This is a genomic window from Streptomyces sp. NBC_00390, assembly GCF_036057275.1.
Taxonomy (GTDB): domain Bacteria; phylum Actinomycetota; class Actinomycetes; order Streptomycetales; family Streptomycetaceae; genus Streptomyces.
In genome coordinates this window covers 2,212,944-2,227,853 of record NZ_CP107945.1, presented here as the reverse complement: position 1 = coordinate 2,227,853, position 14,910 = coordinate 2,212,944, and the positions used below count along the sequence as shown (strand labels likewise).

General features: G+C 70.6%; 11 protein-coding genes and 1 pseudogene. 7 read left to right on the top strand and 5 right to left on the bottom strand.

Translation table 11 applies throughout. The features are described 5' to 3' along the window. Positions 1 to 27 precede the first annotated feature (27 nt). Together OHS70_RS09085 and OHS70_RS09080 are read left to right on the top strand one after the other, a co-directional pair. Positions 28 to 453 (top strand): OB-fold nucleic acid binding domain-containing protein, encoded by a 426-nt coding sequence (locus OHS70_RS09085; RefSeq protein WP_328395529.1) that lies wholly within the window; start codon positions 28 to 30, stop codon positions 451 to 453. 3 nt (positions 454 to 456) lie between these two features. Then, entirely contained in the window at positions 457 to 1,200 is a 744-nt protein-coding gene (locus OHS70_RS09080; RefSeq protein ID WP_328395527.1) for a DUF3159 domain-containing protein, read from the top strand. A 91-nt stretch (positions 1,201 to 1,291) separates the two neighbouring features. On the opposite strand, the gene OHS70_RS09075 is transcribed toward OHS70_RS09080, so the two are convergent. Continuing rightward, a complete protein-coding gene (locus tag OHS70_RS09075; protein ID WP_328395525.1) occupies positions 1,292 to 1,972 on the bottom strand; it encodes a potassium channel family protein in 681 nt (226 codons plus the stop codon). Further along, positions 1,972 to 2,640 carry a potassium channel family protein gene (locus OHS70_RS09070; RefSeq protein ID WP_328395523.1) on the bottom strand — a complete coding sequence of 223 codons (669 nt, stop codon included), beginning with the start codon at positions 2,638 to 2,640 and terminating at the stop codon, positions 1,972 to 1,974. The genes OHS70_RS09075 and OHS70_RS09070 overlap by 1 nt, the downstream gene beginning before the upstream one ends. A gap of 241 nt (positions 2,641 to 2,881) precedes the next feature. Here OHS70_RS09070 and OHS70_RS09065 point away from each other — a divergent pair, with 241 nt between their 5' ends. The 3 genes and pseudogenes from OHS70_RS09065 to OHS70_RS39030 all read left to right on the top strand — a co-directional run. Next, complete coding sequence (locus OHS70_RS09065; protein ID WP_328395521.1) at positions 2,882 to 4,930, top strand: APC family permease; 2,049 nt, start codon at positions 2,882 to 2,884, stop codon at positions 4,928 to 4,930. A gap of 105 nt (positions 4,931 to 5,035) precedes the next feature. After that, the gene (locus OHS70_RS09060; RefSeq protein WP_328395519.1) at positions 5,036 to 6,364 is read left to right on the top strand and encodes a class I SAM-dependent RNA methyltransferase; all 1,329 of its coding nucleotides are present in this window, start codon (positions 5,036 to 5,038) and stop codon (positions 6,362 to 6,364) included. 79 nt (positions 6,365 to 6,443) lie between these two features. Beyond that, a pseudogene (locus tag OHS70_RS39030) lies at positions 6,444 to 6,587 on the top strand (IS630 family transposase); the annotation flags it as partial. 97 nt (positions 6,588 to 6,684) lie between these two features. On the opposite strand, the gene OHS70_RS09055 reads toward OHS70_RS39030, so the two are convergent. The 3 genes from OHS70_RS09055 to OHS70_RS09045 form a co-directional block, all read right to left on the bottom strand. Further along, a complete protein-coding gene (locus OHS70_RS09055; protein WP_328395517.1) occupies positions 6,685 to 7,362 on the bottom strand; it encodes a nucleotidyl transferase AbiEii/AbiGii toxin family protein in 678 nt (225 codons plus the stop codon). Beyond that, complete coding sequence (locus OHS70_RS09050) at positions 7,359 to 7,751, bottom strand: hypothetical protein (RefSeq protein ID WP_328395515.1); 393 nt, start codon at positions 7,749 to 7,751, stop codon at positions 7,359 to 7,361. The genes OHS70_RS09055 and OHS70_RS09050 overlap by 4 nt, the downstream gene beginning before the upstream one ends. 443 nt (positions 7,752 to 8,194) lie before the next feature. After that, positions 8,195 to 9,505, bottom strand: a complete 1,311-nt coding sequence (locus OHS70_RS09045; protein WP_328395513.1) for a COG1470 family protein — start codon at positions 9,503 to 9,505, stop codon at positions 8,195 to 8,197. 205 nt (positions 9,506 to 9,710) lie between these two features. On the opposite strand from OHS70_RS09045, the gene OHS70_RS09040 reads away from it, so the two are divergent. Continuing rightward, positions 9,711 to 10,358 (top strand): response regulator transcription factor, encoded by a 648-nt coding sequence (locus tag OHS70_RS09040; RefSeq protein WP_328395511.1) that lies wholly within the window; start codon positions 9,711 to 9,713, stop codon positions 10,356 to 10,358. 602 nt (positions 10,359 to 10,960) lie between these two features. Further along, a complete protein-coding gene (locus OHS70_RS09035; protein ID WP_328395509.1) occupies positions 10,961 to 14,905 on the top strand; it encodes a CARDB domain-containing protein in 3,945 nt (1,314 codons plus the stop codon). Positions 14,906 to 14,910: the final 5 nt, after the last annotated feature.

Genomic DNA, 14,910 nt, shown 5'->3' with positions numbered 1-14,910 from the left:
CCTGGTGGAGGCCGGTACGCTTTCTGTATGAGCGCTGTACCCCCTTCCGAGAAGGCGTCGAAGGAAACCAAGGCGGCGAAGCCGGCCGGCCGTTTCCGCCGCATGCTCGACCGGCTCTCCAGCTCCCAGCAGGACCTCGAGTCCGAGGAGCTGCAGGAGGACGCCCAGGCATCGGGGTGCACCCGCATCTCCGAATGCGGTGACCGCCAGATCGTCAGGGTCACTGGTACCTTGCGCACGGTCACCCTGCGTCCGCGGGCCGGCGTGCCCGCACTGGAGGCGGAGCTCTTCGACGGCTCGGCCCCGCTGGATGTCGTCTGGCTGGGCCGCCGCTCCATCGTGGGCATCGAGCCGGGCCGCAGAATGATCGCTTCCGGCCGGATATCCATGAGCCACGGTCGCCGGGTGCTGTTCAATCCCAAATACGAACTCCGACCACTCGGACAGGAGTAGCCGGTGACGTCAGTCGACAAGCCGACCCCCACGACGACCGACCAGCAGCACGACGCCGACGCCAAAGCCGTCACGGAGGCCGCGCTGTTCGAGGCGTTCGGCGGCGTGCGCGGCATGGTGGAGACGGTCCTGCCGGGACTGCTCTTCGTCACGATCTTCACGATCAACAAGGACCTGCACCTCTCGGCGATCTCCGCCCTGGTCCTGGCCCTGTTGCTCGTCGCCGTCCGGCTGATCCGCAAGGACACCGTCAAGCACGCCTTCAGCGGCGTCTTCGGAGTGGCCTTCGGTGTCGTGTTCGCGATGATGACCGGCAACGCCAAGGACTTCTATCTGCCGGGCATGCTGTACACGCTCGGCCTGGCGCTGGCGTACATCATCACGACGCTCGCGGGCGTACCGCTGATCGGCCTGATGCTCGGCCCGGTCTTCAAGGAGAACCTCTCCTGGCGGACCCGCAACCCCGGCCGCAAGAAGGCGTACGCCAAGGCGAGCTGGGCCTGGGGCCTGATCCTGCTGGCCAAGTGCGCGATCCTCTTCCCGCTCTACTGGTGGGCCGACACGGCCCAGCTGGGCTGGGTGCTGGTGACGCTGAAGATCCCGCCGTTCCTGCTCGCGGTGTATCTGACGTGGGTGTTCCTCGCGAAGGCCCCGCCGCCGATCGACGTCTTCGCCGAGATGGAGGCGAAGGAACGCGCGGAAGAGGCGGCCCGCAACGAGGCCGCGGCGCAGCGGCACGAAGCGTAGTTCGCAGACCGCACACGGAAGGGCCCGGAACCGGTACGGTTCCGGGCCCTTCCGTGTCCCACCTCCCGCTGCTGCGCAGCGCGCGCGGGCGTCAGCTCGTCGCCGAGTCCTCGCGGCGGACCGAGAGCAGATCCTCCAGCTGCTCCTCGCGCGCCTGCGCGGCCACGAACAGCAGCTCGTCACCCGCCTCCAGCGACTCCTCGGGGCCCGGTGTCAGGACCCGCGAGCCACGGATGATCGTCACCAGCGAGGTGTCCTCGGGCCAGGCCACATCGCCCACGCGCGTCCCCGCCAGCGCCGACTCCGGCGGCAGCGTCAGCTCGACGAGGTTCGCGTCGCCGTGGCTGAAGCGCAGCAGCCGGACCAGGTCGCCGACGCTCACCGCCTCCTCGACCAGGGCCGACATCAGGCGTGGCGTGGACACCGCCACGTCGACGCCCCACGACTCGTTGAACAGCCACTCGTTCTTCGGGTTGTTGACGCGCGCGACCACCCGCGGCACCCCGTACTCGGTCTTCGCGAGCAGCGAGACGACCAGGTTGACCTTGTCGTCGCCGGTTGCCGCGATCACCACGTTGCAGCGCTGCAGCGCCGCCTCGTCCAGCGACGTGATCTCGCAGGCGTCGGCCAGCAGCCACTCGGCCTGCGGCACCCGCTCCACCGAGATGGCGGTCGGAGCCTTGTCGATCAGGAGCACCTCGTGCCCGTTCTCCAGCAGCTCACCCGCGATGGAACGGCCCACCGCGCCGGCGCCCGCAATAGCGACCCGCATCAGTGACCGCCCTCCTCAGGACCCTCGGCGAAGGCCTCCTCGACCTTCGCGATCTCGTCGGTGCGCATCATCACGTGGACGAGATCGCCCTCCTGAAGCACGGTCTGCGACGACGGCAGTACGGCTTCGCCCAGCCGGGTGAGAAACGCGACGCGCACACCCGTCTCGTCCTGCAGCCTGCTCACCTTGTGACCGATCCAGGCCGTGGAGGTGTGCACCTCGGCCAGCTGCACCGCGCCGCTCGGATCGCGCCACAGCGGCTCCGCGCCGGAGGGCAGCAGCCGGCGCAGCATCTGGTCGGCGGTCCAGCGGACCGTGGCGACCGTCGGGATCCCCAGGCGCTGGTAGACCTCGGCGCGCCGGGGGTCGTAGATACGGGCCGCGACGTTCTCGATGCCGAACATCTCGCGCGCCACCCGGGCGGCGATGATGTTCGAGTTGTCGCCGCTGCTGACCGCGGCGAACGCGCCTGCGTCCTCGATCCCCGCCTCACGCAGGGTGTCCTGGTCGAAGCCGACTCCGGTGACCCGGCGGCCGCCGAATCCGGACCCCAAGCGACGGAAGGCCGTGGGGTCCTGGTCGACGACGGCGACCGTGTGCCCCTGCTGCTCCAGGGTCTGCGCGAGAGCGGATCCCACTCGCCCGCATCCCATGATGACGATGTGCACGACCGTCCTTCCGGCTGTCGGTGTTCACAGTGCTCTGTGGCTCGGTGTCAAGGCTCTACAGGGTCTCAGACCACGGCTGAGGCTACACACGCGCGGTCACCTCATGGACCTCCTGCCGGGCGGGCCTGGTTCCATGAAAGGGGCGATTCACCAGTGGCCGGGACCGGACGTCGCCGGAGATTTGGTGCAGGAGCGGGTGGTGGATGGGCGCCGCTCATATCGAACGCTTACGATCCTCTCCGTGTCCAAACTGACCGACCTGCCCAAACGGATCCTGATCGGCCGGGCCCTGCGGAGCGACAAGCTGGGGGAAACACTCCTCCCGAAGCGCATCGCACTCCCCGTCTTCGCCTCCGACCCGCTCTCCTCAGTGGCCTACGCGCCGGGCGAAGTGCTCCTGGTCCTGTCCATCGCGGGCGTGTCGGCCTACCACTTCAGCCCCTGGATCGCCGTCGCGGTCGTGGTCCTGATGTTCACCGTGGTCGCCTCCTACCGGCAGAACGTGCATGCCTACCCGAGCGGCGGCGGCGACTACGAGGTCGCGAACACCAACCTCGGGCCGAGGGCGGGCCTCACCGTCGCCAGCGCACTCCTCGTCGACTACGTCCTCACCGTCGCCGTGTCGATCTCCTCCGGCGTGGAGAACCTGGGCTCGGCCGTCCCCTTCGTCGTCGAGCACAAGGTGCTCAGCGCCATCGTCATCATCGTGCTGCTCACGCTGATGAACCTGCGCGGCGTGAAGGAGTCGGGCAAGCTCTTCGCCATCCCGACCTATGTCTTCGTCGTCGGCGTCTTCACGATGATCGCGTGGGGCGCGTTCAAGGGACTCGTCCTCGACGACACCATGCAGGCCCCGACCGCCGACTTCGAGATCAAGCCCGAGCAACAGGGCCTCGCCGGTTTCGCGCTGGTCTTCCTGCTGCTGCGCGCCTTCTCCTCCGGCTGTGCGGCGCTGACCGGAGTCGAGGCCATCAGCAACGGCGTCCCCGCCTTCCGCAAGCCCAAGAGCAAGAACGCGGCGACGACGCTGCTGCTCATGGGCGCGCTGGCGGTCACCATGTTCTGCGGCATCATCGGCCTGGCCATGGCCACCGACGTGAAGATGGCCGAGAACCCCGCGCACGATCTGCTGAGCAACGGCGAACCGGTCGGCTCGGGCTATGTCCAGGACCCGGTGATCTCCCAGGTCGCGGCCGCGGTCTTCGGTGACGGCACCTTCTTCTTCGTCGTGCTCGCCGCGGCCACCGCGCTCGTTCTGTTCCTCGCCGCCAACACCGCGTACAACGGATTCCCGCTGCTCGGTTCGATCCTTGCCCAGGACCGCTACCTGCCGCGCCAGCTGCACACCCGCGGTGACCGGCTCGCGTTCTCCAACGGCATCGTGCTGCTGGCCGGAGCGGCCATCCTGCTGGTCTGGATCTACGGCGCCGACTCGACCAAGCTGATCCAGCTCTACATCGTCGGCGTCTTCGTCTCCTTCACGCTCAGCCAGACCGGCATGGTCCGGCACTGGAACCGCCATCTGCGGTCCGAGCGCGACCCGGCCAAGCGGCGTCACATGATCCGCTCCCGCGCGATCAACACCTTCGGCGCCTTCTTCACCGGACTGGTGCTGGTGGTCGTCCTGGTCACCAAGTTCACGCACGGCGCCTGGGTCGCCCTGCTCGGCATGGTGATCTTCTACGGGACGATGTCCGCCATCCGCAGGCACTACGACCGCGTCGCGGAGGAGATCGCCGCCCCCGATCAGCCGACCGACGACACGGTGCGCCCCTCCCGGGTCCACTCCATCGTCCTGGTCTCCAAGGTCCACCGGCCGACCCTGCGCGCCCTCGCCTACGCGCAGCTGATGCGCTCCGACAAGCTCGAGGCCCTCAGCATCAACGTCGACCCGGCCGACACCAAGGCACTCAAGGCGGAGTGGGAACGACGCGGCATCAATGTGCCGCTCAAGATCCTCGACTCGCCCTACCGCGAGATCACCCGGCCGATCATCGAGTACGTGAAGGGGCTGCGGCGCGAGAGCCCGCGGGACGCGGTCAGCGTGATCATCCCCGAGTACGTGGTCGGCCACTGGTGGGAGCATGTGCTGCACAACCAGAGCGCCCTTCGCCTCAAGGGCCGTCTGCTGTTCACCCCGGGCATCATGGTGACCTCGGTGCCGTACCAGCTGGAGTCCTCCGAGGTCGCGAAGAAGCGGGCGAGGAAGCGCCAGGACTGGAACGCACCGGGCTCGGTGCGGCGCGGTCCCGTCGACCGGCGGGCCAAGGAGCCCAGCAACAAGAGCTGAGCCACGCGCATGGCGAACGGCCGGAGAACAGCCACGTAGACTGGTGGGCTGGCCCTCCGGCCGTTTCCGCGTTCGTCCCCCTTGACCCTCTGGAGTCACCCCGCCATGCAGAACGCCCCCGAGTCCTCGCTGGTCGGGCAGGAATACGAGGTCGAAATCGGCCCCGTCGCGCACGGCGGCCACTGCATCGCCCGCACCGACGAGGGCCAGGTGCTGTTCGTACGGCACACGCTGCCCGGCGAGAAGGTCGTCGCCCGCATCACCGAGGGCGAACAGGACTCGCGCTTCCTGCGTGCCGACGCCGTGCGGATCATCGAGGCGTCGAAGGACCGGGTCGAGGCGCCCTGCCCGTACTCCGGCCCCGGCAAGTGCGGCGGCTGCGACTGGCAGCACGCGAAGCCCGGAGCGCAGCGGCGGTTCAAGGGCGAGGTGATCGCCGAGCAGCTCCAGCGGCTCGCGGGGCTGACCCCCGAGGAGGCCGGCTGGGACGGCACCGTCATGCCCGCCCCCGGTGACAAGCTCCCGCCGGGCGAGGTGCCCGCGTGGCGTACCCGGGTCCAGTACGCGGTCGACGCGGAGGGCCGTATCGGTCTGCGCAAGCACCGCTCGCACGACGTGCAGCCGATCGACCACTGCATGATCGCCGCACCGGGCGTCACGGAGCTGGGCATCGAGAAGCAGGACTGGCCGCAGATGGAGACGGTCGAGGCCATCGCCGCGATCGGTTCCAGCGACCGCCAGGTCGTTCTCACCCCCCGGCCCGGCGGCCGGCTGCCCCTGGTCGAGCTGGACCGGCCCGTCTCGGTCCTGCGGGTCGAGGAGCGCGACGGTTCGGTGCACCGCGTGCACGGCCGCGCCTTCGTCCGCGAGCGCGCCGACGACCGCACCTACCGAGTGGGCATGGGCGGCTTCTGGCAGGTGCACCCGCAGGCCGCGGACGTCCTGGTCACCGCCGTGATGCAGGGTCTGCTGCCGCGCAAGGGCGACATGGCGCTCGATCTGTACTGCGGCGTCGGCCTCTTCGCCGGCGCGATCGCGGACCGGGTCGGTGAGCAGGGCGCGGTGCTCGGCATCGAGTCCGGCAAGCGGTCGGTCGAGGACGCGCGCCACAACCTCCAGCACTTCGAGCGCGTCCGCATCGAGCAGGGCAAGGTGGAACAGGTCCTGCCCCGGACGGGGATCAACGAGGTCGACCTGATCGTCCTCGACCCGCCGCGCGCGGGCGCGGGCAAGCAGACGGTCAAGCAGCTCGCGGCCCTGGGCGCGCGCCGTATCGCGTACGTGGCCTGCGACCCGGCGGCGCTCGCCCGGGACCTGGCGTACTTCCGCGAGGGCGGCTACAAGCCGCGCACGCTGCGGGCGTTCGACCTGTTCCCGATGACGCATCATGTGGAGTGCGTGGCGATTCTGGAGCCTGCGGCGAAGGGGCTCTGACCTGCGGGTTCTTGTAGATGACGTCCGGTTCGGCTGCCGCGGGACAGCAGTGTGAAGGGGCGGATTTTTGCATGGGACGCTGCGGCTGCGACTGGCCAAACTCACCAGACACGACCTCGACCACGTCACCGCGCTGATCAAGACCCGCCTCAAACGGATGCAGAATCCGCACGACCTTTTTGGCGGCCTCGTCGCCAAGACCGGTCTCGCCCCGAAGCCTCCGCAACCCCAGCCGCTGAAGATCTCCAGAGGCCAAGCAGGGGACGCACAAGAGTCGGCTCCGAATGATCGTTCGCAGCTATGATCTTTCCGGGGCTTGGTCAGTCGTTGTCCGGAGCACCGCCCTCTTCGAGGAGACGAGCAGCGAGGTCGTCGGCCCATTCCACAGCCCATGCGCGGAGAGCGGTGATCGTGGCGTCATCGAGGTCATAGGCAGCGAAGGCTTCGTCGTCGGTCCACTCGGCGCCTGTGAGGTTCGCCTGTAGATCCTCGCGCTCGAAGCGGCCTCGCGCGTGACGGCGGCCGAACTCTTCGAGCTCGGCATTTGTCCATCGCCGGGAGGCTGCGAACACGTCGATCAGGTCGCGGGGCGCTCCGCGGTCGGCGAGGGCGCGGACCTTGGTCCCGATCACGTCCTCCTCCGCGAGGACGGGCCCGTACGGGCTTTGGGTGACTGGCCGCCAGAAGATTTCCTTGAGGATGTCGACTTCGCATTCCTCCCCGGTGGCCGGGTCGGACACGGTGAAGCGGGCGGACAGCGGGGCGGTCTCCAGCGCGTGCACCTTCCAACCGCGGGCTTCCAGGCCGGCGCGGAGCGTGGCGGCGATGTCGGCCATGGGGGCCGGGTTCTCGGTGGCGACGTCGAGGTCCTGGCTGGGGCGGTTCACGAGGCGGTGGGCCCGCACGGCGTATCCACCGGTGAGAACCAGTGGATACGGGGAACCTAGCGCGATCACATCCGCCAGGAGCCGCGTGTGCAGCTCCGGCACGTCCGTCACGCGGCTGTCCGGGTGCGGGAGGCGAGCTGGGGGAAGGCGTCTTCCCATACGGCGCGCACGGTGCGACCGACGAGGGTGCGCAGCACAGGCCACAGCTGGAGGAGCAGGTCCCGGTTGAGGTACTGGGGCAGGTCATCACGCAGGCCCTCGTGCAGGACGGTGCGGTACAGGCCCATGCGCTGGCGAGGCTTGGTCAGGTCGTACGACGTCATCCCCGACCAGGCCATGTGCAGCGGCAGCTCCACGATCCCCTGGGCCGGGCCGGACAACTCATCCAGCGACTCCGGCAGACGACGCCGGAACTTCTCCCGGTAGAGCGCGAGGTCCTCGGCGTCTGCGCTCCGGAGACCCCTCGGCGCGGGTGCGGGGTGCTGTGAGTTGGAGGGCATGAGTCCATTATGGCGGCCGGAGGAGTGGCGCGGGTCATGATGAGCGAGCCGGTGTCTGACGTGAGAGAGGCGGAGCCTGCTGGGGAGCTGCCTGTAGCAGCTCGGTCTGCCCGAGTGGGCAGGACGGGCAATCGGTCGTGACGCTCGTTTGACGCTCTGGGCGTCCGCACGCCTCGCGATGAGTCGAGAAGGCGGCTCTGACCTGGTCTTTTCCCTCACTCGCTCAGGCCGACACCTTTCCGATGACCTCACATGTCGAATGTGTGGCCATTCTTGAACCTGCCGCAAAGGGCATCTGACCTGAGATTTTCAGATTCTCCACGCCCTGCCCGACCTGCTTCCGGGTCAACGTCACGTGGAGTGCGTCGGCATCGTCGCTCTGACGCCTGACGTCGCGAACCGTGGTTGCGGGTCGGCTCCGTCGCGTAGCGATTCCGGCCGTACTACTCCAGCGTGCCGCTGAAGAGGACCGCCGAGTTGCAGCGGTCGGGGGCCGGGCCGGAGGGCGGGCGGCCCACTGTGCGGCAGGTGAGGGTCACCGTGATCTTCTGCTTCGGGCCCGCCAGGATCGCCGATGCCCAGTGGAAGTCCTGCTCACGGAAGTTCTCCAGCGCGGGGGCGAGGAGGGTCTTGTCGCCCACCGACAGCGTGATGGTGCCCGTGTCGCCCTGAGGGTTCTCCAGGACCAGATCCGTCAGGCGCAGCACTTTGCCGTCCGGGACCGTGTACGTCGCCGAGCCTGTGTCGCGGGCTGCGGCTGAGGGAGTCAGGCGGTACGAGAACAGGGCGGCCTGCGGGAGCGGGGCCGGGCCTGTGCCCGGAGTCGCCGAGGCCGACGGGGACGGCGCCGCGCTGCCGCCCGGGCCCGGCTTGCCTCCGCCTGCACCCGCCGACGCGGCCTCCTTGGCCTCGTCCGCCGCCTCCTTCGCCTCGGCCGCCTTGGACTCCGCCGCTTCGACCGGGGCCTTCACCGCCTCCTTGGCGGCGCTGCGGACGACCGGCCGCAGCAACCCGAACCACAGACCCGCCAGCACGCCGAGGAGCACCAGCAGCGCGATCAGCAGCTTCAGCAGGCCCGCCGAGACGATCGGACGCTGCAGCAGACTGCCGTCCAGCGGCTCCGGGGCCACCTCCGGCGCCCCCTCCGGGCCGGGGGACGGGGCCGCGATCACCTGGAAGACGTGTGGCACGGGCACCCCGCGCCACACCCACCTCTTCGGCTTGACGGACAGCTTCACGAATGCCGCCCGACCCGGCTCCACCACTGTGGGCCCGGAAAGCAGCCCGAACCTCAGCAGATCACCTTGATCCGTGCCCGAAAGGGCAACGGACAGGGGATAGTTGCCACGGTTGTCCAATGCCACCTGGAATCGGGCACCGGTGCGGCCCTGGCCCAGCCGCGGGGTCAGTTCCGCAGTGAAGTCGGCGTACGGCCGGATGTGCAGGACGCCCTCGGGCACCGTGGCGTACTGCGGTTGTTCCTGTGGCAGCACCCTTACGCCATAGGTGAGTTCACCCGGCGGGACAGCGGTGTCCCGGGGCGGTCGGACCACCAGCTCCACCTGCCCGCCCGTGCCGGGGTTCAGGGACAGCGTCGCAGGTTCGACCACACTCCAGCCGGCAGCCGGACCCAGGACCTCGAAACTGTAGGCCTCGACGACGTTTCCGCCGTTGCGGATTTCGAGCGGGATCCGGGCTTCCTCGCCGGGCAGCACCGAGGCGGGGGAGGCATCCAGAAGAGCGGAAGTGGTCATGAGGGGACGGTAGGGACCCGGGCCGGAGGGCTCCGCTCCCCTACGGACACACCCGGGGGCACGTTGCGTTGCCCGTTGAGCCGGCGTGGAGCGGCTGCTGATTGCCCGGGTGTTCACTGGACGACCGGTGAGGAAGTGCCTGGTACGACAGGCGCCGCTCTCGCATGGCGTGGGGGCGGACGCGCCGAACAGGGGGATGCCGAACATGCGATACCAAGGAGAGAGCGGCGCGGAGCGTATCCGGGTGCTACTGATGGCCCAGGACCCGATTTCGCGCGCCGGGCTGGCGGGGCAGTTGAGGAACTGTCCCCAACTCGAGTTGCTGGGTGAGGAGGAGTACGACGGGCCGGCCGTGGCCGTGGTGTCCGTGGACCGGATCGGGGAAACGGAGATGCAGACGTTGCGCCGTTTCCAGCGAGGCGATGGATGCGGCACCGTGCTCGTGGCCACCGAGATCGACGACGCAGGGCTGGTTGCCGCCGCCGAATGCGGAGTGCTGGGTGTCGTCCGGCGCGCCGAGGCGTCCATGGACCGGTTGGTACAGGTCATCACGGCCGCGGCGAGCGGCGAGGGCAGCGTGCCTGCGGACCTGCTGGGACGCCTGCTGGACCAGGTGGGGCGGCTGCAGCGGCAGGTGCTGGATCCGCGCGGCCTCGCGTTCACCGGGCTGGCACCTCGGGAGGTCGACGTGCTGCGGCTGATCGCGGAGGGCAGCGACACCGCGGAGATCGCGCGGACACTCGCCTTCTCGGAGCGTACGGTCAAGAACATCCTCCATGACGTGACGACGCGGCTGCAGCTGCGCAACCGTTCGCACGCCGTGGCGTACGCGATGCGGCAGGGCTTCATCTGATCCGGCCCTGACGGGCCCGCACGAAGGTGAGCCCGGGCCCGCCGGGGGCCGGGCCGGGCGCCGGCGGGCCCGGGGCCACCGCGGCGAGGCGCGAGGCGGGCAGCCTCCGCCGGACAGTGAGCCCCGGTGCTCCTCGCCGACGGGGTCCGGTGGTCCGTGCGTGGTGAGCCCGGCAGAGCCTCGGAACGGGATCCGGTGCGCAGCCCCCGCCGCAGTTGCCGCGAGCCGCCGGACACCGGCTCGTTCGCGCGCTGAGCCCGGACGCGCTGCCTCTTAGGGCAGTCGGGTCTACCCCGACCGGTGCCCCTTCCCGGGCTGCCTGCGGGGTGCGCTTCGGGACAGGGTTGTTCTGAGGAGGGCTGTCAGGATGCTGTCGGCACCGTCCCGGGGGTGCGCCCGGGAGGCGCGGGGGAAACGTCCGGCGGATACGCGTGCTTGAAGGTGTCTTCCGCTCCGTTCGGGGGCGGCGTGGGCCAGGGCCTGTCTTCCGGATCAGGCCGGATCAGCGACCGACGACAACGCGGCAGATGCGCGTGCCAGGGCACGCGAGCCCGGCAAGAACCGGAAGGCGGGCCCTGGGTCTGCTGCTCGCCATGGTGCTCGTGAGTGCGACACCTGCCGTGGGCCCCGCGGTCACGGCTGCCGAACGCCTGCCTGCGCGGGCCGTCGACGAACTCCCGCCCGACCCGGGCCGGATCGCGTACGTCGGAGACGGCCCCCATCACAGCGTGGCCACGATCGGCCCGCGCGGCGCCCTGACGTCACTGCTGCCGCCCGGCACGGCGGGCAACGACTGCCAGGCATCGGCACGCGGCGACGACATGGTCTGGGTCAGCGACCGCAGCGGCACCGGGGAGGGGTTGTTCCGGCGCACCGGCGACGGGCCGGTGACCCCGGTCGTGCAACTGGACGGCGGGCGGCTGGCCGATCCCGTGCTGTCCCCGGACCTGCGTTGGATCGCCTTCGTGTCGTGGGAGAACGACGACGGCGAGGGCAGCCGCACGTCGGCCGACCGCTGCGACGACTCCCGCGGCCGGTTCGGCGGTGCGCAGCCCTCCGTGTGGGTCGTCCGTACGGACGGCACGGGACTGCGCGAGGCCGTCAGGAACGCGGACTGGGCCGACTGGTCCCCGGACGGCACCGAGTTCGTCTTCACGCGGGAGGAGCGGGCCTACCGTACGACCGTGGCCGCGGGCGGCGCGGAGGTCCCGGTCTCGTACGGGCAGACTCCCGCGGCCAAGCCGGTCTGGGAGCCCGCGGTCGCGGGCGGCAGGGACCGGATCGCGTACATCACCCGCACCGGCCAGGGTCAGCAGGCGCTCGCCACGGTCCCCGCGGCCGGCCGCGGCGGGACACCGGCCGACATCCTGGCCGTCGGGGAGCTCTACCAGTACGCACGCCACGGCGCCGCGTGGAACCCCGACGGCACGCAGCTGGTGTTCCTGTCCGGTGAGCCGTACCTCGTCGACGCCAGGGCAGAGGCCTGCGGCACCTGCCGGGGCACACCGCTGTTCGACCCCGACGACGTGGTGCTGTACGAGACCGAGAACGTCGGCTGGCACACCCCGGCCGGGGGCGAGCCCGTGGTCATGGTGTCCGGGAAGGACCCCGAGGACTTCAACATCGAGAGCCAACGGGCCGCCGTGCCACTGGACCGGCTCGAACTGCGGGCCGCACAGGGCGAGGAGAGCGCCCTGTCCGACCCCGCGTACGCGCCGGACGGGCGCAGGATGGCCTTCGTACGGACCAGCGGGCGGCCGGAGGCACCGGTCACCGAGCGGATCCTGGTCGGGGACGAGCTCGGGCTGGCCCGGGCGGTGCCGCTCCGGTACGAAGGGATGGGCGAGGGGGAACACCAGTCGCGGCCGGCCTGGTCCCCGGACGGCACCAAGCTGGCCTTCGCCCGGTCGGCGCCTCCCGATCCGGACGTCCCGGATCCTGCCGCGGAGATCGTGGTCGTGGACGTCTCCGGGGGACCCCAGGACGCACGGCTTCTCCACGTGGTGCCGGAGCGGACGAGGCCCGGCTATGTGTGCTACTCGGACGACCGTGACCCGACCTGGTCACCGGACGGCGGCAAGCTCGCCTTCTCGCGGTGGAGTTACTGCCGGCCGAGGATCGACGCGGTTCCGGGGGAACCGCTGAAGGGGCCGGCCCCGGATGGTGCCAGGATTGCCATCGACGACGACAGCGGCGGCGGTACGTCGGACGGCGGCGCTGTTGACGACGGCCCGTCTCCGGACGACGGCGCCGGCACCTCCGACGGTCGGGTCCGGCTCCAGGTCGACACCCGCGACCGCCACATCTGGACCGCGGAGGCAAAGCCTGGCGGCGGCGTGCAGTTCGACGTGTCGGCCGCGCAGTGCGGCAGCCCCGACTGCCGTGTGGTCGACGTACGCCCCGCCTACCGGCCCGGCACCGGCAGCATCGCCTTCGTCCGCCAGACCAGCGTGCCCAGCGAGCCAACCCTGCGTGCCGCACCCGTCTCGGGCTACGAAGGGCCGCGGATGGTGCTGGAGGTGGGCGACGACGGCACCCGCTGCCGGGCGCTCGTGCCCTTCGGCGACGCATGCCCGCTCGCCGTGCCCGCGCCCGACGGCGACGGGCCTGGCTACGACATGCCGGACAACCCCGCCTGGTCGCCCGACGGCCACCGGCTGGCCGTCGATGTGGTGGTGTCCGGCTGGGACTCGGTGACCGACCGCCGGATCCGCGTGGTCGACCCGGCCAACGGCCGGGGAGATACCCTGCCCGGCAAGCTCTACAACGGGCAGCAGCAGCCCACCTGGAAGCCGAGCTCCGACCTGCGGGTCCACCTCACCACGAACGACTCGCCGCTGATGCTGGACGACACCGGCACGGTCGTCCTCGTCGTGGAGAACCACGGCGTCGCCGACTCGCCCCGGACCAGGGTCCGCGTCAAGGTCCCGACCGGACTGGACTTCGTCGCGCCGTCCGGCCCCGAGGGGGCTTGCGCGGCCGATCCGGCCGACGCCCGGCAACTGGTGTGCGACGCCGACGTGCTGAAGTCCGGTACCAAAGTGCGGATCGAGCTGCGTGTGAAGGGCGTGGCGCCGGGTGCACAGACGATCGCGGCGACCGCGGAAGGCGGGCTGACCGACCATCAGCCGCAGGACAACACCGACGAGCTGGTGGTCCAGGTCGTGGTCCCGGACCTCGGGGTCACCGCCACGGCCACTCCGCCGGTCATCAAGATCCGCGAGCGGTCGACCGTCGAGTTCACGGTCCGCAACACCGGCACCGCGACCGCCGTGAACGCCCGGCTCACGCTGACCGTTCCGCCCGGCCTCACGCTCGTGTCCGGCACGGAATGCCCGGCCACGGGCTGCGACCTGGGCAGTATCGCTCCCGGGGCGGAGAAGAAGGTCACCCTCGTCTACACGGCCGGGAACGCCTTCTCCGGGACGATCGAGGGCAGGGCGACCGCGACCACGCGGGACATCAACCCCGACAACGACCGCGCGTCGGTCGACCTGACCGTCGTCGACCCCCGGATGCCCGACCCGGCGGTCACCGTGACCGCGACGCCCTCCCGGATACTGACCGGTGACCGCGCGACCGTCGTCTACACCGTACGGAACCTCGGCGACGCCCCCGCGAAGTCGGTGCTGCTGACGCCCGTACTGCCGAGCGGACTGACCGTCGTCACCGCCACACCCGCCTGCCCCGCCACCGGCTGCGCCCTCGGGGACCTGGCGCCAGGAGCCACGGTGACCGTGACCCGGGTGGTGACCGCGAGCAACGCCCTGCGTGGGTCCGTCGCCGGCACAATCACCACTCCCGGCCCCGACACCGACCCGGGGAACAACTCCGCCTCGGCGCCGCTGACCGTGGACGAGCGGCCGACGCCCCCTCGGCGCTCCGCGGATCCGTCCGTGTCGGTGACCGCCGGGCCGCGCACGGCGTACTCGGGCGGCCGGATCACCGCCGAGGTGACCGTCCGCAACGGCGGTCCGGTCACCGCGACCGGGCTGACACTGAAGGTCGTCGTCCCGCCCGGGCTCCGGGTCGTGTCGGTGTCCCGGCCGCCGTGCCTGACCGTGGACGGCTGCGGGCTCGGGAGTCTGGCGCCCGCTGCCGCCACCACCGTACGACTGCAGCTGGCGGCGGGCCGGGCGCTGACCGGGACGATCACGGCGACGGTCACGACAACGGGCTCGGACAGCAATCCCGCCAACAACACGGCGAGCGCGCCGCTGACCGTGCGCCGGCCCGTGCTGCAGCTCAATCCCGAGCTGGGACCGCCCGGTGCGGTCACCCAGGCCGGCGGCAGTTCCTTCCCGCCCGGGGCCACGGTCCGACTGCGCTGGAGCGAGGGCGTGACGCCGGCGTCCGCGCCGGTGGTGGTCCGGGCGGACGGGACCTTCTCGGCCCCGGTGCTCGTCCTCGTACAGGACGCGCTGGGGCCGCGGGACCTGCGGGCGACGCACGATGCAGTGCCCGCGCCGCTGTTCCGCGAAGTGAAGGCCGAGTACCTGGTGGTGCCTGGAGTGCTGCAGCCGTCCGACTTCCAGTGGCGCAGGTGACCGGA

Excerpts from the sequence above, each read along its gene's own strand:
- OHS70_RS09040 (WP_328395511.1), top strand. The coding sequence starts at position 9,711 with ATGCGATACCAAGGAGAGAGCGGCGCGGAGCGTATCCGGGTGCTACTG.
- OHS70_RS09050 (WP_328395515.1), bottom strand. The coding sequence starts at position 7,751 with ATGCCCTCCAACTCACAGCACCCCGCACCCGCGCCGAGGGGTCTCCGG.
- OHS70_RS09075 (WP_328395525.1), bottom strand. The coding sequence starts at position 1,972 with ATGCGGGTCGCTATTGCGGGCGCCGGCGCGGTGGGCCGTTCCATCGCG.
- OHS70_RS09045 (WP_328395513.1), bottom strand. The coding sequence starts at position 9,505 with ATGACCACTTCCGCTCTTCTGGATGCCTCCCCCGCCTCGGTGCTGCCC.
- OHS70_RS09085 (WP_328395529.1), top strand. The coding sequence starts at position 28 with ATGAGCGCTGTACCCCCTTCCGAGAAGGCGTCGAAGGAAACCAAGGCG.
- OHS70_RS09060 (WP_328395519.1), top strand. The coding sequence starts at position 5,036 with ATGCAGAACGCCCCCGAGTCCTCGCTGGTCGGGCAGGAATACGAGGTC.